Consider the following 18,140-nt stretch of genomic DNA (forward strand, 5'->3'; position numbering starts at 1 on the left):
CCCGATGGAGTGAAATCGCACGACCATTATTTGCACGTATTCGATTGTGGCGCAATGTAGTTCGTGGATCTAATGTCCGTCTGTGCGCAGAATGGGGCGACCGGGTGCGGCGGCCGCGAATCGCCGAGGAGTTGGCGGCGCCACAAGCAAACTGGACGCTCGCCTTGCTTTCCGAGCATCAAACCCCATCGACGCGTGTCGGGTGCGAGAATCGCAGGAAAATCTCTTGGCGTTCGTGCCGGGTCTGCCGGTGAGTCAATAACAAGCAAGCGTGCTTGATTTTTATGGCGGACGGTGTGATGCTGGTCGCAGCACTTCTCGAGGAGAATTCATGGCCGATCTGAGTACCACCATCGGAGACCTGCGGGTGGAGGGCGATCAGCTCGACGCGCTGGTCGCGAGTCTGACCGACGAACAATGGGCGGGCCCGACGCCCGCCAAGGGCTGGTCGATCGCCCACCAGATCGGGCACCTGGCCTGGACGGATCGCACCTCGCTGATGGCGGTGACCGATCCGGAGGGCTTCGCCGAGTCGCTCGCCGAGGCATGGAAGAACCCCTCGGGTTCGTCGACGAGGCGGCCGAGGTCGAGGCCGCCCGGCCGTCCGCCGAACTGTTGGCGGACTGGCGCACCGGTCGGACCGCACTGGCCGAGGCGCTCGCCGCGGTGCCGAGTGGTACCAAGCTGCCTTGGTACGGCCCGCCGATGAGTGCGATGTCGATGGCCACCGCCCGCCTGATGGAGACCTGGGCGCATGGGCAGGACGTCGCCGCGGCGCTCGGCGTCTATGTCCCGCCGACCAACCGCCTGCGCAGCATCGCGCATCTCGGTGTGCGCACCCGTGACTTCGCGTACGCAGTAAACGACCTGACCCCGCCCGCGGAGGAGTTTCGGTTCGAGCTGACGGCCCCGGAGGGTGACGACATCTGGACATGGGGCCCCGACGACGCCGCGCAGCGCGTCACCGGCCCCGCCGCGGACTTCTGCCTGCTGGTCACCCAGCGGGCGAACCCGGCGGATCTGGACCTGACCGCGGTGGGACCCGATGCCACCGCGTGGATCGCAATCGCCCAGGTCTTCGCCGGCCCACCCGGCGCGGGCCGTGACCCGAAGGTGGACGCATGACAAACCCGGTCCGGATCGGAAACTGTTCCGGCTTCTACGGAGACCGCATCTCGGCGATGCGCGAGATGCTCGAGGGCGGCGAACTCGACTACCTCACCGGCGACTACCTCGCCGAGCTGACGATGCTGATCCTCGGTCGCGACCGGATGAAGGATCCCGCCAGGGGCTATGCCAAGACGTTCCTCCGCCAGGCCGAGGACTGCCTGGGGCTGGCGCTGGACAAGGGCGTCAAGATCGTCGCGAACGCGGGCGGGCTGAATCCGGCCGGGCTGGCGCAGGCGCTGCGCGAGGTGAACGAGCGGCTCGGCCTCGGCGCGGTCATCGCCCATGTCGAGGGTGATGACCTGATCGCCAGGGCGGCGGAGCTGGGGCTCACCGGTGCGCAGGGCGCGCCCGCGCCGCTGACCGCCAACGCCTATCTCGGCGCGTGGGGCATCGTCGAATGCCTCGGCGCGGGCGCGGATGTCGTGGTCACCGGCCGGGTCACCGACGCGTCGGTGATCGTCGGACCGGCAGCGGCGCACTTTGGTTGGGGGAGAACAGATTTCGACCAGCTTGCCGGAGCCGTCGTGGCCGGGCACGTGATCGAGTGCGGCACGCAGGCGACCGGGGGCAACTACTCCTTCTTCACCGAGATCGCCGACATGGGGCGCCCCGGTTTCCCGATCGCGGAGATCCACGCGGACGGATCCTCGGTCATCACCAAGCATGCGGGCACCGGGGGCGCGGTCAGCGCAGGCACCGTCACCGCTCAGCTGCTCTACGAGATCACCGGCGGCCGCTACGCCGGACCGGACGTCACCACCCGGATGGACTCCCTCGAACTCTCTTCCGACGGACCCGACCGGGTTCGTATCAGCGGGGTGCGGGGTGAGGCGCCGCCGCCGACGCTGAAGGTGTCCCTCAACGCGTTGGCCGGGTTCCGCAACGAGTTCACGATGATTCTCACCGGTCTGGACATCGAGGCGAAGGCCGAGCTCGCCCGCACCCAGTTCGAGGCGTGGATGACCACCAAGCCGGCCGAGATGACGTGGACCCTCGCGCGTACCGATCACCCCGACGCGGACACCGAGGAGACGGCGAGCGCGTTGCTGCGCTGCGTCGTTCGCGATCCGGATCCGAATGTCGTCGGTCGAGCCTTCTCGTCCGTGTCGGTCGAGCTCGCGCTGGCCAGCTACCCGGGCTTCAGCCTGACCGCGCCGCCGTCGAACGGACAGCCGTACGCCGTGTTCACCCCCGGGTACGTCGACGCCGCCGAGGTGCCGCACACCGCGGTCCTGCCCGATGGCACCAGGATCCCGATCGCCCCGAGCGGGCCGACTCTGGAACTGGCCACGGTGGCTGATCCCGAACTGCCGCAACCGTTGCCGGCGACGCCGACGATCCGTGTGCCGCTCGGTACGATCGCGGCCGCCCGCAGTGGCGACAAGGGTGGCAACGCGAACGTCGGAGTCTGGGTTCGCACCGACGAACAGTGGCGATGGCTGGCCAACACGCTCACTGTCGAGGAGCTCGGGCGGCTGCTCCCTGAGGCGGCGGGGCTGCCGGTGACCCGCCACCTGTTCCCGAAGCTGCGCGCGGTGAACTTCGTCATCGAGGGCATCCTCGGGGCGGGCGTCGCCTCGCAGGCCCGATTCGATCCGCAGGCCAAGGGCCTCGGGGAGTGGCTGCGTGCCAGGCACATCGACATTCCGGAAGAACTTCTGCTCGGTAGCGAACCCCTGGGAGGAACACTGTGAGCGTGTGGACCACCGACGAGCGAAAGGCGTTGCGCGAGACGGTTCGCCGATTCGCCGAGCAGGACGTGCTGCCCCACCTCGACGATTGGGAGCGACACGGCGAACTGCCGCGTGAGCTGCACAAGAAGGCGGGCGCGCTCGGGCTGCTCGGCGCCGGGTTCCCCGAGACGGTCGGCGGATCCGGCGGCGACCTCGTCGACGCCGTGACCATCTGCGAGGAGATGCACTACGCGGGCGGGTCGGGCGGGCTGTTCGCCTCCCTGTTCACGTCGGGCATCGCGTTGCCACACCTCGTCGCGGCCGGCGACGAACGTCAGATCGACCGCTGGGTGCGGCCCACCCTCGCGGGCGAGCTGATCGGCTCGCTGGCGATCACCGAGCCCGGTGGTGGCTCGGACGTGGGGCACCTGCGGACGAAGGCGGTTCGGGACGGCGACCACTTCGTCGTCAACGGGGCAAAGACGTTCATCACCTCCGGCTGCCGCGCCGACTTCGTGGTCACCGCCGTCCGCACCGGCGGGGAAGGGGCGGCCGGAGTGTCGCTCCTCGTCATCGAGAAGGGCACGCCCGGCTTCGAGGTCACGCGCAAGCTCGAGAAGATGGGCTGGCTGGCCTCGGACACCGCGGAGCTGTCGTTCGTGGACGCCCGGGTTCCGGCGGAGAACCTGGTCGGCGCCGAGAACAGCGGGTTCCAGCAGATAGCGCAGGCCTTCCTCACCGAACGGATCGCGCTTGCCGCCCAGGCGTACTCGAGTGCCCAGCGATGCCTGGACCTGACCCTGCAATGGTGCCGGGACCGGGAGACGTTCGGCAGGCCGTTGATCAGCAGGCAGTCGGTGCAGAACACCGTCACCGAGATGGCTCGTCGGGTCGACGTGGCGCGGGTGTACACCCGCGCGCTCGTCGAACGCTCGCTGGAATCGGATCAGGATTTCATCGCCGAGGTCTGCTTCGCGAAGAACACCGCCGTGGAGGCGGGCGAGTGGGTGGCGAATCAGGCGGTGCAGTTGTTCGGCGGTCTCGGCTACATGCGGGAAAGCGAAGTCGAAAGGCAATACCGGGACATGCGAATCCTGGGGATCGGCGGTGGCACCACCGAGATCCTCACCGGATTGGCGGCAAAGCGATTGGGGTATCAGTCATGACGGTTCTCAGGTCCACGCTCGACACCGGGTCGGAGGTGTACGCGACCGCGGTGGAGACGATGAACGCCAAACTCGCCGAGCTCGAGACCGAGCACGCCAAGGCGCTGGCAGGCGGCGGCGAGAAGTACGTGGAGCGGCACCACAAGCGAGGCAAGTTGCTCGCCCGTGAGCGGATCGAGCTGCTGATCGATGCGGATTCGCCGTTCCTGGAGCTGTGCCCGCTCGCGGCGTGGGGAAGCGACTTCCCGGTCGGCGCGAGCACGGTGGTGGGCATCGGCGTCGTGGAGGGGATCGAGTGCCTGATCGTCGCGAACGACCCGACCGTCCGCGGCGGTACCAGCAACCCGTGGACACTGCGGAAGGGCTTCCGGGCCAACGACATCGCGATGCAGAACCGCCTGCCGGTGATCTCGCTCGTCGAGTCCGGTGGCGCGGACCTGCCGACCCAGAAGGAGGTGTTCATCCCGGGCGGGCGGATGTTCCGCGACCTCACCCAGCTCTCCGCGGCCGGGATCCCCACGATCGCCCTGGTGTTCGGCAACTCGACCGCCGGTGGTGCCTACATCCCGGGCATGTCCGATCACGTGGTGATGATCAAGGAGCGGTCCAAGGTGTTCCTCGCCGGCCCACCGCTGGTGAAGATGGCCACCGGCGAGGAGTCGGACGACGAGTCGCTCGGCGGCGCCGAGATGCACGCGCGCAAGTCGGGTCTGGCCGACTACTTCGCGGTCGACGAGCAGGATGCGATCCGCATCGGCCGAAGCATCGTCAAGCGGCTGAACTGGAAGAAGGAGGGGCCGGCGCCCCGGGCCGAGGTGATCGAGCCGCTGGCGGACCCGGAGGAACTCCTGGGCATCGTCCCGGCTGACCTGAAGATCCCGTTCGACCCGCGCGAGGTGATCGCCCGCATCGTCGACGGATCCGATTTCGACGAGTTCAAGCCGATGTACGGCTCCTCGCTGGTCACCGGCTGGGCTGAGCTGCACGGCTACCCGGTCGGCATCCTCGCGAACGCCCGTGGCGTGCTCTTCAGTGAGGAAGCCCAGAAGGCCACCCAGTTCATCCAGTTGGCGAACCGTTCCAACACCCCTCTGCTGTTCCTGCACAACACGACCGGGTACATGGTCGGCAAGGAGTACGAGGAGGGCGGGATGATCAAGCACGGCTCGATGATGATCAACGCCGTCGCGAACTCGAAGGTGCCGCACATCTCGATCCTGCTCGGCGCCTCCTACGGAGCCGGCCACTACGGAATGTGCGGCCGGGCCTTCGATCCCCGATTCCTGTTCGCTTGGCCGAGTTCGAAGTCCGCGGTGATGGGCGGCGCACAGTTGGCAGGCGTCATCTCCATCGTCAGCAGGGCCTCCGCGGAGGCCCGTGGACAGGCGTTCGACGAGGAAGCCGATGCAGGCATCCGCGCCATGATCGAGAACCAGATCGAGGCCGAATCGCTGCCGATGTTCCTGTCCGGTCGGCTGTACGACGACGGCGTCATCGATCCGCGTGACACCCGCACGGTGGTGGGAATGTGCCTGTCGGCCATTGCCTCCGCCCCGATCCAAGGCACCGAGAACTTCGGCGTCTTCCGCATGTGAGGCAGACCGTGATGACTTCCCCTAACGCTTCGTTCGGACCGGCGATCCAGTCCGTTCTGGTGGCAAACCGCGGCGAGATCGCGCGGCGGGTGTTCGCGACCGCGCGTCGGACCGGCGTCGGCACCGTCGCGGTGTTCTCCGACGCAGACGCGGCAAGCCCGCACGTGGCCGAGGCCGATGCGGCGATCCGGCTCCCGGGCAACACCCCGGCCGAGACCTACCTTCGGGCCGACCTCATCATCGACGCGGCGCGTGCCGCGGGTGCCGACGCGATCCACCCCGGTTACGGATTCCTCTCGGAGAACGCGGGATTCGCGCAGGCAGTCGAAGACGCGGGCCTGACCTGGATCGGCCCGCCGGTCAAGGCAATCGAGTCGATGGGCTCCAAGGTCGAATCCAAGAAGCTGATGGACGCCGCGGGCGTTCCCGTCCTGGCCGAGCTCGCTCCCGACGAGGTCACCGAGGCACACCTGCCTGTCCTGATCAAGGCGTCGGCCGGTGGCGGCGGACGCGGCATGCGCGTGGTGCGCGAGTTGTCCACGCTGGCAGGCGAACTGGAGGCGGCTCGACGCGAGGCACAGTCCGCCTTCGGTGATCCGACGGTGTTCTGCGAGCGCTACCTCGAGACCGGCAGGCACATCGAGGTTCAGGTGATGGCCGACAAGCACGGCACGGTGTGGGCGGTGGGCGAGCGCGAGTGCTCCATCCAGCGCAGGCACCAGAAGGTCGTGGAGGAGGCCCCGTCGCCGCTGGTCGAGCGGACCCCCGGCATGCGTGAGCGGCTCTTCGAGGCATCGCGGCTGGCGGCGAACGCGATCGGCTACGAGGGCGCGGGCACCGTCGAGTTCCTGGCGGACGAGCGCGGCGAGTTCTTCTTCCTCGAGATGAACACCCGGCTGCAGGTCGAGCACCCGGTCACCGAGTGCACCACCGGACTCGACCTGGTGGACCTGCAGCTTCAGGTCGCCGCTGGCGTCGCGCTGCCTGCCGACTCCCCGGCGCTGCGCGGACACTCGATCGAGGTCCGGCTCTATGCCGAGGACCCGGCGAAGAACTGGCAGCCGCAGAGCGGGACCGTGCACCGCATCGAACTCCCCGGCACGGTGGAGGAGTTCGCGGTCCTCGACCGGCAGGGCGTGCGACTGGACTCCGGCGTGGTGGCCGGCTCTGTCGTCGGGGTGCACTACGACCCGATGCTCGCCAAGGTCATCTCGTTCGCGCCGACCCGAGGACAGGCCGCGCAGCTGCTCGCCTCGACGCTGGCCCGCACCGCGCTGCACGGCCTGCGGACGAACCGGGATCTGCTGGTGAACATCCTGCGGCACCCGGCCTTCCTGGCGGGGGACACCGACACCGCCTTCTTCGACACCCACGGGCTCGACACCCTGGCGCGGCCGCTGGCCGATCCGGATGCCGAGGCGCTGTCCGCGCTGGCGGCGGCGTTGGCCGATGCCGCGGCGAACCGGGCGGCGGCGCGCGTCGACGGCCGGATCCCGAGCGGGTGGCGGAATCTGACGTCGCAGCCGCAGCTCAAGCAGTACACCAGCGCGTCGGGGGAGTACGACATCCGCTACCTGCTCGGGCGTAGCGGCCTTCGCGCCGAGGGCTTCGAGCACGTCTCGTTGGTGTCCGCCACCGCGGACGCGGTGGTGCTGGAAATCGCAGGCATGCGCCGGACCTTCGACGTCGCCCGGTACGGCGACGAGGTGTTCGTCGACTCGCCGCTCGGGCCCGTCGCCCTGACCGCGACCCCACGGTTCGTGGATCCGGCGACGATCGTCGCGGCGGGTTCGCTGCTCGCGCCGATGCCGGGCGCGGTCATCCGCCTCGGTGCCGCGCAGGGCGATTCGGTCACGCTCGGCCAGCCGATCGTCTGGCTCGAGGCGATGAAGATGGAGCACACCATCACCGCTCCCGCGTCGGGTGTGCTCGTGGAGCTCCCGGTTTCGGTCGGCCAGCAGGTCGACGTCGGGTCTGTCCTTGCCATTGTTGAACCTGAAGAGACGGAAGAGGAATCGGCATGAGTTTTATCGAGAGCGACGAGCAGAAGGCGCTGCGCGCGGCGGTGTCCAAGCTCGGCGAGCGCTTCAACTACGTCGACTACGTGCTGCCGCGGTCGCGCAGGGGTGAGCCGCTGACCGAGCTGTGGAACGAGGCGGGCAAGCTCGGCTTCCTCGGGGTCAACCTGCCGGAGGAGTACGGCGGCGGGGGAGCGGGCATCTACGAGCTCGCCCTGGTGCAGGAGGAGCTGGCCGCGCACGGCGCGGGACTGCTGCTCGTCGTGGTCTCGCCCGCGATCTGCGGCACCATCATCGGTAAGTACGGCACCGATGAGCAGAAGCAGCAGTGGCTCCCTGGCCTGGCCGACGGCAGCAAGATCATGGCGTTCGGGATCACCGAGGCCGATGCGGGCTCCAACTCGCACCAGATCTCGACCACCGCCCGCCGCGACGGCGCCGACTGGATCCTGACCGGGAGCAAGATCTTCATCTCGGGTGTGGACCAGGCGGACGCGGTGCTGATCGTGGCGCGGACCGAGGACCACAAGACCGGCAAGCTCAAGCCTGCGCTGTTCATCGTGCCGACCGACACCGAGAACTTCGTCAAGACGCCGATGGAAATGGACATCATCGAGCCGGACCACCAGTTCACGCTGTTCCTCGACGAGGTCCGGGTGCCGGGTGAGGCGTTGGTCGGATCGGAGGACGCCGCACTCATGCAGCTGTTCGCCGGCCTGAACCCGGAGCGGATCCTCGGCGCGTCGATGGCGATCGGCGTCGGCCGGTACGCGATCGAAGCCGCGGTGAAGTACGCGAAGGAGCGCACCGTCTGGAAGACCCCGATCGGGGCGCATCAGGGCATCGCGCATCCGCTCGCCCAGGCGAAGATCGAGCTGGAGCTGGCCAAGGTGATGATGCAGAAGGCCGCGTTCCTCTACGACAGCGGCGACGATTTCGGCGCGGCCGAGGCCGCGAACATGGCGAAGTACGCGGCGGCCGAGGCGAGCATCAAGGCGCTCGACCAGGCCATCCAGACGCACGGTGGTGCCGGGCTCAGCAAGGAGTACGGACTGGCCGCCATGCTCGGGCCGCCCGGATCGCGCGGGTGGCGCCGGTGAGCCGGGAGATGATCCTCAACTTCGTCTCCCAGCACTCGCTCGGGCTGCCGAGGTCGTACTGACCATGACGGTTCCCGAGACGAGCGCGCCGTACGTCCGCTCCGAGGTCGCGGGCGGGTTCGCCACCGTCACCCTGGACTCGCCGCACAACCGCAACGCGATCTCGTCGCGGTTGGTCGGCGAACTCCGGCAGGCGCTGGCGGCCGCGGCGGCCGACGACTCGGTCCGCGCGGTGGTGCTCACCCACACCGGCGGCACCTTCTGCGCGGGCGCGGATCTGTCGGAGGCGGGCGGAGCATCGGATGCCGACCCGGCGGAGCTGGCGGCGGGGCGCACGGCTCAGATGACCGAGCTGCTGCGGGAGTTCCTCGAACTGCCGAAGCCGATCGTCGCCCGCATCGACGGTCACGTCCGTGCCGGCGGCATGGGGCTGGTCGGCGCGTGCGACATCGCGATCGCCGGTCCGTCGAGCACCTTCGCGCTCACCGAGGCGCGGCTGGGGCTGGCGGCGTCGATCATCTCGCTCACGGTGCTGCCCAGGATGACCTCCCGGGCAGCCGGCCGGTACTTCCTGACCGGCGAGAAGTTCGGTCCGGCCGAGGCGGAACGGCTCGGCCTGATCACCATCGCGTCGGAGGATGCCGCGGTGACCGTTGCGGAGGTCTGCGCGGAGCTCGCGCTGGCGTCCCCGCAGGGACTGGCCGAGTCGAAGCGGCTGACCACCGCGCGGATGCTCGCCGACTTCGACCGTTACGGTGAGGAGCTCGCCGCCCAGTCGGCGAGACTGTTCGGATCGCCGGAGGCCGTCGAGGGCATGACCGCCTTCTTCCAGCGCCGCCCGCCTGCCTGGGCGCCGAGCGAATAGCAAGGACGTCGAGGAGTAAGTGGTGGCCGGATACGACAGGACCCGCGCTCGAGGAGTCGAGCGCGGGTCCTGTCGGGTGTTACGAAAAGGCGATCAGGCCTTGGGGTTGACGAGCCCGTCGACGGAACCGACGAGGGTGCCCAGTCCACCGGTGAGGTCGCCGATCGCGCCGGCGAAGGTGCTGATGGCGTCGAATGCGGAAGCGAATTCTGCAGAACCCATGATGTGCTCCTTGGTTGTGTTCGGTGATTCTCATAGGGGCGCATCAGGTGCACCGGGAACCTTCGTACCGGCAGGTAACGGCTGAGGCAAGGCGTTTGTGGCGAAGATAACGTAAAGATAACGGGAATTTACATTGGGGGCGGGAGGTGCCGGATGCGTGAACCGCAGCAGGATCGAAGCCGGCTGACGCGGCAGCGGTTGCTCGAGGCGACCATCGATTGCCTGGCCGACCAGGGCTGGGCCGCGACCACGGTCGGTGTGGTCGCCAAGCGCGCGGGGGTCTCCCGCGGCGCCGCCCAACACCATTTCCCGACGCGCGAGGACCTGATCACGGCCGCGCTCGAGTTCATGTTCGACAGCCGGATGGAGGCGGCCCGGCTGGAGGCCACCGGCCTGCCTGCCGGGCCCGGTCGCACCGAGGCGATCGTCACCCGCCTCGTGGAGTACTACACCGGCACCCTGTTCAAGGCGGCCCTGCAGGTGTGGACCGCCGCCGCCTCGGACGCGGCACTGCGGGAGCGGGTGCTGCCGCTGGAGGAGAAGTTCGGCCGGGTCGCGCACCGGACGGCCGTCGCCATGCTCGGGGTGGAGGACGGCGACCTCATCGCGCACCGGTGGGTGCAGCTCACGCTCGACCTGGCGCGCGGGCTCGGCCTGGCCGATGTCCTCACCGACGACTCCAAGCGGCGGGCCGAGCTGATCAAGCAGTGGGCCGCGGATCTCGATTCGGTCCTGCACCGCCGGCGCTCGGGGACCAGGAACCGGTGGCCCTGTCGTGACCCGGCGCGGGCCGTTACCACCGATCGACTCGCTTTGACCTGAAGGCGCGCCGCCGGGTATCGTTGTGGGTCGTGCCCGGCCTGCCCGGGTCGATTTGTGTGCCTAGCAAGGTAAGGCCGCGCGCGCGCTCTCCTCAGAGACGAGCATTCGGCTGCCTGTGTGGGGGTATGCGACACGCCCGACCTCGGGGTCGAGGGACGGGTGAGGAGCAGCGTTTTCTTGCTCCAACTGCTAGATCCCTAATTACACAACGGCCAGGCCTGCCCAGCGCAGGTCGGTCGACAGAAGAAAGCCGGTATATGCCAACCATCAACCAGCTGGTCCGAAAGGGGCGTCGCGACAAGGTCGCGAAGCTCAAGACCGCTGCCCTGAAGGGAAGCCCGCAGCGTCGTGGTGTGTGCACCCGCGTGTACACCACCACCCCGAAGAAGCCGAACTCCGCGCTCCGTAAGGTCGCGCGTGTCCGCCTGACCAGCTCGGTCGAGGTCACGGCGTACATCCCCGGTGAGGGTCACAACCTTCAGGAGCACTCGATGGTGCTCGTCCGTGGCGGTCGTGTGAAGGACCTCCCGGGTGTTCGCTACAAGATCATCCGCGGCTCCCTCGACACCCAGGGTGTCAAGGGTCGCAAGCAGGCACGCAGCCGCTACGGCGCCAAGAAGGAGAAGAGCTAATGCCACGTAAGGGCCCCGCTCCCAAGCGCCCGCTGATCAACGACCCCGTTTACGGGTCGCCGCTGGTCACGCAGCTCGTGAACAAGATCCTGCTGGACGGCAAGAAGTCCACCGCCGAGCGCATCGTCTACGAAGCCCTCGAGCAGGCGCGTGAGAAGACCGGCACCGATCCGGTCGTCACCCTCAAGCGCGCGCTGGACAACGTCAAGCCCGCCCTCGAGGTGCGCAGCCGCCGTGTCGGTGGCGCCACCTACCAGGTGCCGGTCGAGGTTCGCCCCGGCCGCTCCACCACGCTGGCCCTGCGCTGGCTGGTGACCTTCTCGCGTGCACGTCGTGAGAAGACCATGGTCGAGCGTCTCGCCAACGAGCTCATGGATGCCAGCAATGGCCTCGGTGCAGCCGTGAAGCGTCGCGAGGACACCCACAAGATGGCTGAAGCCAACAAGGCGTTCGCGCACTACCGCTGGTGATCTGGCGCCGGGGCGGCACTTAACGTGCCGCACCGGCGTTGCCACTATGTGTCGGTTCCTCACGGGCCGGCTGACAACACAAAAAGACGTGGTCCGCGAAGGACCGACACGAGCTACGAGCGGGGAAGAATCCTGTGGCACAGGAAGTGCTGACCGACCTGAACAAGGTCCGCAACATCGGCATCATGGCGCACATCGATGCCGGCAAGACCACCACCACCGAGCGCATCCTGTTCTACACCGGTGTCAACTACAAGATCGGTGAGACGCACGACGGTGCGTCGACGACGGACTGGATGGAGCAGGAGAAGGAACGCGGCATCACGATCACGTCTGCCGCCGTGACCTGCTTCTGGAACAACAACCAGATCAACATCATCGACACCCCGGGCCACGTCGACTTCACGGTCGAGGTCGAGCGCTCGCTGCGCGTGCTCGATGGCGCCGTCGCCGTCTTCGACGGCAAGGAGGGCGTCGAGCCCCAGTCCGAGCAGGTCTGGCGTCAGGCCGCCAAGTACGACGTTCCGCGCATCTGTTTCGTCAACAAGATGGACAAGATGGGCGCGGACTTCTACTTCACGGTCCAGACCATCATCGACCGCCTCGGCGCGAAGCCGCTGGTTCTGCAGCTGCCGATCGGTGCCGAGGACGACTTCGACGGCGTCGTCGACCTGGTCGAGATGCGCGCCATCACCTGGCGTGGCGTGGTGCCGACGGGTGCCGAGCCGACCATCGAGGAGATCCCCGCGGATCTGGCCGACAAGGCCGCCGAGTACCGCGAGAAGCTGCTCGAGACCGTTGCTGAGTCCGACGAAGCTCTCATGGAGAAGTACTTCGGCGGCGAGGAGCTCACGGTCGAGGAGATCAAGGGCGCCATCCGCAAGATGACGGTCAACTCCGAGCTGTACCCGGTGCTGTGTGGCTCCGCGTTCAAGAACAAGGGCGTTCAGCCCATGCTCGACGCGGTCATCGACTACCTGCCGACCCCGCTGGACATCGGCGAGGTCGAGGGCCACGCGCTGAACAACGACGAGGAAATCCTCACGCGCAAGCCGAGCAAGGAAGAGCCGTTCTCGGCCCTGGCCTTCAAGATCGCCGCGCACCCGTTCTTCGGCAAGCTGACCTTCGTTCGCGTCTACTCCGGCCGGATCGATCCGGGCGCCCAGGTGCTCAACGCCACCAAGGGCAAGAAGGAGCGCATCGGAAAGCTCTTCCAGATGCACGCCAACAAGGAGAACCCGGTCGACGAGGCCGTGGCCGGCCACATCTACGCCATGATCGGTCTGAAGGACACCACCACCGGTGACACCCTCTGCGATCAGGCCAACCCGATCGTGCTCGAGTCCATGAGCTTCCCGGACCCGGTCATCCAGGTCTCGATCGAGCCCAAGACCAAGTCCGACCAGGAGAAGCTGGGCACCGCGATCCAGAAGCTGGCCGAAGAGGACCCGACCTTCTCCGTCGAGCTCGACGAGGAGACCGGCCAGACCGTCATCGGCGGCATGGGCGAGCTCCACCTCGACATCCTCGTCGACCGCATGCGTCGCGAGTTCAAGGTCGAGGCCAACGTCGGCAAGCCGCAGGTCGCGTACCGCGAGACCATCACCAAGGCGGTCGAGAAGCACGAGTTCACCCACAAGAAGCAGACCGGTGGTTCGGGTCAGTTCGCAAAGGTGATCATCGCGCTCGAGCCCTTCATCGGCGAGGAAGGCGAGCCCTACACCTTCGAGAACAAGGTCTCCGGCGGCCGCGTCCCGCGTGAGTACATCCCGTCCGTCGATCACGGCGCGCAGGATGCCATGCAGTACGGCGTGCTCGCCGGCTACCCGCTGGTGAACCTCAAGCTGACGCTGCTCGACGGCGCGTACCACGACGTCGACTCGTCCGAAATGGCCTTCAAGGTTGCCGGTTCTCAGGCACTGAAGGAAGCCGCCCGCAAGGCCGGTCCGGTCATCCTCGAGCCGCTCATGGCTGTCGAGGTGACCACGCCCGAGGAGTACATGGGCGACGTGATCGGCGACCTCAACTCCCGCCGTGGCCAGATCCAGGCCATGGAGGAACGCAGTGGTGCCCGTGTCGTGAAGGCGCTGGTTCCGCTCTCGGAGATGTTCGGCTACATCGGAGACCTTCGGTCGAAGACCCAGGGTCGGGCGAACTTCTCCATGGTGTTTGATTCCTACGCAGAGGTTCCCGCGAACGTCTCGAAGGAAATCATCGCCAAGGCGACCGGCGAGTAACACCAGCTGGGAGCACGACCGCTGGCGAGTTTCACCAGCTGAGCACGACCAAGTAATAACCAACCGCACTGCTGCATAGCGCAAGCACGAATACAGGAGGCCATCAAGTGGCGAAGGCGAAGTTCGAGCGGACGAAGCCGCACGTCAACATCGGGACCATCGGTCACGTTGACCACGGCAAGACCACGCTGACGGCGGCGATCACCAAGGTCCTGCACGACAAGTTCCCGGACCTGAACGAGGCCTCGGCCTTCGATCAGATCGACAAGGCGCCGGAGGAGAAGGCTCGTGGTATCACGATCAACATCTCCCACGTCGAGTACCAGACGGAGAAGCGCCACTACGCGCACGTCGACGCCCCGGGCCACGCGGACTACATCAAGAACATGATCACGGGTGCGGCGCAGATGGACGGCGCCATCCTCGTGGTTGCGGCCACCGATGGCCCGATGCCGCAGACCCGCGAGCACGTGCTGCTCGCCCGCCAGGTTGGTGTTCCCTACATCCTGGTCGCGCTCAACAAGTCCGACATGGTCGACGACGAGGAAATCCTCGAGCTCGTCGAGATGGAGGTCCGCGAGCTGCTGTCGTCGCAGGAGTTCGACGGCGACAACGCGCCCGTCGTGAAGGTCTCGGCGCTCAAGGCGCTCGAGGGCGACGCCAAGTGGGGCGAGAGCGTTCTCGAGCTCATGCAGGCCGTCGACGACTCGATCCCGGACCCCGTCCGTGAGACCGACAAGCCGTTCCTCATGCCCGTCGAGGACGTCTTCACGATCACCGGTCGTGGCACCGTCGTCACCGGTCGTATCGAGCGTGGCGTGGTCAACGTCAACGAAGAGGTCGAGATCGTCGGCATCAAGGAGACGGTCACCAAGACCACCGTCACCGGCATCGAGATGTTCCGCAAGCTGCTCGACTCCGGCCAGGCGGGCGACAACGTCGGTCTGCTGGTTCGTGGCATCAAGCGTGAAGATGTCGAGCGTGGCCAGGTCGTCGTGAAGCCGGGCACCACCACCCCGCACACCGAGTTCGAGGGCAACGCCTACATCCTGTCCAAGGACGAGGGCGGCCGCCACACGCCGTTCTTCAACAACTACCGCCCGCAGTTCTACTTCCGTACCACGGACGTTACGGGCGTCGTGACCCTGCCCGAGGGCACCGAGATGGTCATGCCCGGTGACAACACCGAGATGTCCGTCAAGCTGATCCAGCCGGTCGCCATGGACGAGGGCCTGCGGTTCGCCATCCGTGAGGGTGGCCGCACCGTTGGCGCCGGTCGCGTCACGAAGATCAACAAGTAGGCATTGCCCTACACGATCAACAGGTGACCTGGCGTCACCAGTTGATCTAGCAGTACCAAGCCGAATGGCGTTCACTCCCTCGGGAGGGGGCGCCATTCGGCGTTTCTGGGGACCTGAGCCGGGCCAGGCGGGAGTTACCTCCCCGCCCAGGGCAGGCCTGTACGACCCGGCACCCGATCCGGGCGGGGCAACCCCGGGATGGCGAAGAGGGCCGGTCAGCCAGGGAGATCGGCGCGGTCGAGGTGCAGCAGCACCTGCGTGGCGACGGGGGCATCGGGCAGGGCCGCGGCCATGGACCTGGCAAGGGACTCGGCGTCGCGGGTGAACTCGGCGATATCGACCGCGGGGTCGGCGATCACCGTCACCCGCAGGGTCAGCAGACCGCGATCGTCCACGGCGGCGGCCCGCACGGACCGGACCCCTCCAGGGTGGACAGCTCCGAGGCCAGCCCGACCGCCATCGGCCCGAGGTCGACCGAAAGGTCGGAGTCGCCGAGGACGTCCCCGATCTGCACCGTCGAGGTCCGGCCGCGCCGGAGGTTGATCACCAGCAGCGTGACCCCTGCCACGAGGCTGGCGACGCAGGCGACGCCGAGCAGCGTCGGCCACCAGTCCCTGGTCGGGATCGCCGCGTACTCGGCCCGATCGAATCTCCGCCAGAGCTCCTGGGACACATCGAGGTCCATGTTCCAGGTCAGGGCCAGTGTGCCCGCCGCCACCAGGGCGAGGCCGGCGCCGAGAGCTATCGACCGGTCGATGACCGAGGTGCGGCGCCTCACCCTCGCACCTTGCCGATCCGCACGCGCAGCGGCCGGGGTGTGGCGAGCGTGGCCAGCCCCGGCTCCACCGCGTCGCGCACGGCCGATTCGAGCGCGGGGGCCGCGACCTCACCATCGGGGGAGATGCGGACGGTCGTCCGCTTGCCGTCGACGATGGTCTGCACCGACCGGACACCCGCCACCGTGCGTGCCTGCGCGCTGCACATCCTGGCCACATCGGTTGGACGCACCCACACCACCGCAGATCCCGCGTCGCCGAGCGGCAGATGGGTACGGATCCGCGGTTTGACAGCCACGAAGATCAACGTCAGGCCGGCGAACACGGCCGCGACCGCTGCTGGCGCCATCCACGGCTCCCAGTGCTGGCGTGCGGACCACTCGATCGAATTGCGCAGCCACGCGGCGGGAGCGATGACCTCGTGCGCGATCAGGAACTCCCGTCCGGTCAGCACCGCGAGCACCAGCAGCGCGCAGGCGAAGAGCAGCGCGACCGGGGCTGCCGCGGGCCGGGTGATCGGTGCCCGCGACGGGACAAGGGGTGCCAGGGCGGCGCCGGGCGCCGCGAACTGCTGGCTGTCGACCTCGGCCCCCTCCGGTGCTGCGGTGGGCACCGCCGCGGCGACGACGACGTGCAGCTGGTCCATGGGCAGGCCGCTGAGGGCGGCGATTCGATCGCCCACCTCGCGGTGTACCTCGCGGGAGAGCAGGGCGATCGGGCACGGCCATGCGACCGCGATGTACAGCGTGACGGCCACCGACTCGGTGCCCATCGACACCTCTGCTCGCGGCAGGTCGCGGCCGGTGAGCCGGGAAAGGCCGCCGCGCTGGCGGACCACACCCGGTACCTGGAGGGCGGCCGCCACCGCGATCCGCGACACCGCGCGATCCTTGATGATCAGCTGGCCCCTGGTGCTGCGCTCCTCGTCCAGGTCGGCGTCCGCGGTGAGTTGCCGGGTCGCTCCGCCCGCCTCGCTCGTGCCGTCAGCCACGGCCCCGGCTCCGCAACAGCGCGCCCAGATCGACGTGCCCGTCGCGGTGGGCCCCGATGGCCATACCGAAGCCGCCCAACAGCACGGCGAACACGAAACCGCTGAAACCACCGAGGATTACGGCGATCGCCAGCAGCAGACCGGCGATCAGACCGACGACTGTGCTGTTCATGGCGCTGTCCTCTCCGTGAGTACGTCTTCGACCGTGACATCGACAGGGACGTCGAGCATCGGGACGAGTGCCGCGCGGACCCGCTCCGCCGTCTCGATGACGTGCGCCGGATAGCGCACGCTGATGTGGATGGCGCAGGAGTCGTCGCCGAGCGCGACACCGAGCACCCGCCTGCCCGGCAGGTAGGTTGCGACCTCGCCGAACATGCCGCTGTGCAGCCCGGCGACCCCTGGTACCGCGAGCACCGCGTCCGCGATCAGCTCGGCGGGCTCCGACTCCGGGTCGCTACGCAGGCTCCGCTCCGGTATCACTGGACTCTCGGTCTGCCGTCGGTCTCGCCCGGCTGCTCGTTCTCGTCGAACAGGACGACGTCGTAGACGGTGATGTTGACCTCGGTGACCTCGAGCCCGGTCATCCGTTCCACGGCCGCGATCACGTTGCGCCGGATGCCCGCCGCCAGCTCGTGCAGCGCGACGCCGTACTCGGCGACGATGCCGATGTCGATGGCGGCCTGCTTCTCGCCGACCTCGACGGCGACGCCCTGGCCGTGGTTGACGCGGGCGCCAGGGATCCGGTCGCGCAGCGCGCCGACAACGCGGGCGGTGCCGCCGCCGACGTCGAACACGCCGCTGATCTCCCGGGTGGCGATACCGGCGATCTTCGCCACGACCGCGTCGGCGATGATCGTGCGCCCCTGCGAGCTCACCAGCTCGGTGGTGGAGGTGCCGTATTGCACTGGGGCGATGCCCCTGTTCGGATCGGTGGTCACGCACTCAACTCTAGTGAGTGTGGGCGCGCTGCGACGCCCGTGCGCCGATTCACCTAACGTGGAGCAGTCCACCGCACCGTCGACGAAGGAATTGACCCGATGGCAGGAGTTCAGGATGCGGATCCCGCGGGGGCGCGTCGCCCGCTGTCGCGACCGGATCC

Annotated in this window: 17 protein-coding genes and 2 pseudogenes; 12 read left to right on the plus strand and 7 right to left on the minus strand. The window is 68.0% G+C overall.

All coding sequences use genetic code 11. The annotated features are described in order from the left end of the window. Positions 1–331 precede the first annotated feature (331 nt). The 7 genes and pseudogenes from BTZ20_RS06105 (at position 332) to BTZ20_RS06135 (ending at position 9,587) form a co-directional block, all read left to right on the plus strand. Positions 332–1,125, plus strand: a pseudogene (locus tag BTZ20_RS06105) (TIGR03084 family metal-binding protein). Further along, positions 1,122–2,864, plus strand: coding sequence for an acyclic terpene utilization AtuA family protein (locus tag BTZ20_RS06110; protein WP_077040754.1), 1,743 nt, complete (start codon positions 1,122–1,124; stop codon positions 2,862–2,864). Before BTZ20_RS06105 ends, BTZ20_RS06110 begins: the two are co-directional and overlap by 4 nt. Continuing rightward, on the plus strand, positions 2,861–4,009 hold the full coding sequence (locus BTZ20_RS06115; protein ID WP_077040755.1) for an acyl-CoA dehydrogenase family protein: 1,149 nt from the start codon (positions 2,861–2,863) through the stop codon (positions 4,007–4,009). Before BTZ20_RS06110 ends, BTZ20_RS06115 begins: the two co-directional genes overlap by 4 nt. Further along, on the plus strand, positions 4,006–5,604 hold the full coding sequence (locus BTZ20_RS06120; RefSeq protein ID WP_077040756.1) for an acyl-CoA carboxylase subunit beta: 1,599 nt from the start codon (positions 4,006–4,008) through the stop codon (positions 5,602–5,604). The genes BTZ20_RS06115 and BTZ20_RS06120 overlap by 4 nt, the downstream gene beginning before the upstream one ends. 11 nt (positions 5,605–5,615) lie before the next feature. Beyond that, entirely contained in the window at positions 5,616–7,628 is a 2,013-nt protein-coding gene (locus BTZ20_RS06125) for an acetyl/propionyl/methylcrotonyl-CoA carboxylase subunit alpha (protein WP_077043525.1), read from the plus strand. Further along, a pseudogene (locus tag BTZ20_RS06130) lies at positions 7,625–8,784 on the plus strand (acyl-CoA dehydrogenase family protein). The gene BTZ20_RS06125 and the pseudogene BTZ20_RS06130 overlap by 4 nt, the downstream one beginning before the upstream one ends. Positions 8,785–8,786: 2 nt before the next feature. Beyond that, positions 8,787–9,587: an enoyl-CoA hydratase family protein gene (locus tag BTZ20_RS06135; protein ID WP_077040757.1), complete on the plus strand. Its 801-nt coding sequence runs from the start codon at positions 8,787–8,789 to the stop codon at positions 9,585–9,587. 93 nt (positions 9,588–9,680) lie between these two features. Here the strand turns inward: BTZ20_RS06135 and BTZ20_RS28925 are convergent, their stop codons facing one another. Further along, a complete protein-coding gene (locus tag BTZ20_RS28925) occupies positions 9,681–9,809 on the minus strand; it encodes a hypothetical protein (protein ID WP_257017258.1) in 129 nt (42 codons plus the stop codon). A gap of 153 nt (positions 9,810–9,962) precedes the next feature. Between BTZ20_RS28925 and BTZ20_RS06140 the strand changes: the two genes are divergently transcribed. The 5 genes from BTZ20_RS06140 (at position 9,963) to tuf (ending at position 15,271) form a co-directional block, all read left to right on the plus strand. Then, positions 9,963–10,631: a TetR/AcrR family transcriptional regulator gene (locus BTZ20_RS06140; RefSeq protein WP_083742546.1), complete on the plus strand. Its 669-nt coding sequence runs from the start codon at positions 9,963–9,965 to the stop codon at positions 10,629–10,631. A 257-nt stretch (positions 10,632–10,888) separates the two neighbouring features. After that, a complete protein-coding gene (gene rpsL / locus BTZ20_RS06145; protein ID WP_027500620.1) occupies positions 10,889–11,263 on the plus strand; it encodes a 30S ribosomal protein S12 in 375 nt (124 codons plus the stop codon). Continuing rightward, a complete protein-coding gene (gene rpsG, locus BTZ20_RS06150) occupies positions 11,263–11,733 on the plus strand; it encodes a 30S ribosomal protein S7 (RefSeq protein WP_027500619.1) in 471 nt (156 codons plus the stop codon). The genes rpsL and rpsG overlap by 1 nt, the downstream gene beginning before the upstream one ends. A gap of 134 nt (positions 11,734–11,867) precedes the next feature. Beyond that, on the plus strand, positions 11,868–13,970 hold the full coding sequence (gene fusA, locus BTZ20_RS06155) for an elongation factor G (RefSeq protein WP_077040758.1): 2,103 nt from the start codon (positions 11,868–11,870) through the stop codon (positions 13,968–13,970). Positions 13,971–14,077: 107 nt separating this feature from the next. Next, complete coding sequence (gene tuf / locus BTZ20_RS06160) at positions 14,078–15,271, plus strand: elongation factor Tu (RefSeq protein WP_077040759.1); 1,194 nt, start codon at positions 14,078–14,080, stop codon at positions 15,269–15,271. A 215-nt stretch (positions 15,272–15,486) separates the two neighbouring features. Here tuf and BTZ20_RS26180 read toward each other — a convergent pair whose 3' ends face one another. Genes BTZ20_RS26180 through BTZ20_RS06185 form a run of 6 tightly spaced genes read right to left on the minus strand, consistent with a single transcriptional unit; the run spans position 15,487 to position 17,979 of the window. Further along, positions 15,487–15,666, minus strand: coding sequence for a hypothetical protein (locus BTZ20_RS26180; protein WP_145982225.1), 180 nt, complete (start codon positions 15,664–15,666; stop codon positions 15,487–15,489). After that, on the minus strand, positions 15,645–16,049 hold the full coding sequence (locus BTZ20_RS06165) for a hypothetical protein (protein ID WP_083742548.1): 405 nt from the start codon (positions 16,047–16,049) through the stop codon (positions 15,645–15,647). The genes BTZ20_RS26180 and BTZ20_RS06165 overlap by 22 nt, the downstream gene beginning before the upstream one ends. Beyond that, complete coding sequence (locus BTZ20_RS06170) at positions 16,046–17,038, minus strand: DUF6286 domain-containing Asp23/Gls24 family envelope stress response protein (RefSeq protein ID WP_077040760.1); 993 nt, start codon at positions 17,036–17,038, stop codon at positions 16,046–16,048. The genes BTZ20_RS06165 and BTZ20_RS06170 overlap by 4 nt, the downstream gene beginning before the upstream one ends. Beyond that, positions 17,031–17,210 (minus strand): DUF2273 domain-containing protein, encoded by a 180-nt coding sequence (locus tag BTZ20_RS06175; protein WP_072750969.1) that lies wholly within the window; start codon positions 17,208–17,210, stop codon positions 17,031–17,033. The genes BTZ20_RS06170 and BTZ20_RS06175 overlap by 8 nt, the downstream gene beginning before the upstream one ends. Continuing rightward, positions 17,207–17,518 (minus strand): Asp23/Gls24 family envelope stress response protein, encoded by a 312-nt coding sequence (locus BTZ20_RS06180; protein ID WP_077043526.1) that lies wholly within the window; start codon positions 17,516–17,518, stop codon positions 17,207–17,209. The genes BTZ20_RS06175 and BTZ20_RS06180 overlap by 4 nt, the downstream gene beginning before the upstream one ends. Then, positions 17,518–17,979 (minus strand): Asp23/Gls24 family envelope stress response protein, encoded by a 462-nt coding sequence (locus tag BTZ20_RS06185; RefSeq protein ID WP_072750968.1) that lies wholly within the window; start codon positions 17,977–17,979, stop codon positions 17,518–17,520. Before BTZ20_RS06185 ends, BTZ20_RS06180 begins: the two co-directional genes overlap by 1 nt. Positions 17,980–18,140 lie beyond the last annotated feature (161 nt).

Origin of the sequence: Rhodococcus sp. MTM3W5.2, assembly GCF_001984015.1 — a bacterium.
Lineage (GTDB): Bacteria > Actinomycetota > Actinomycetes > Mycobacteriales > Mycobacteriaceae > Rhodococcus_G > Rhodococcus_G oryzae.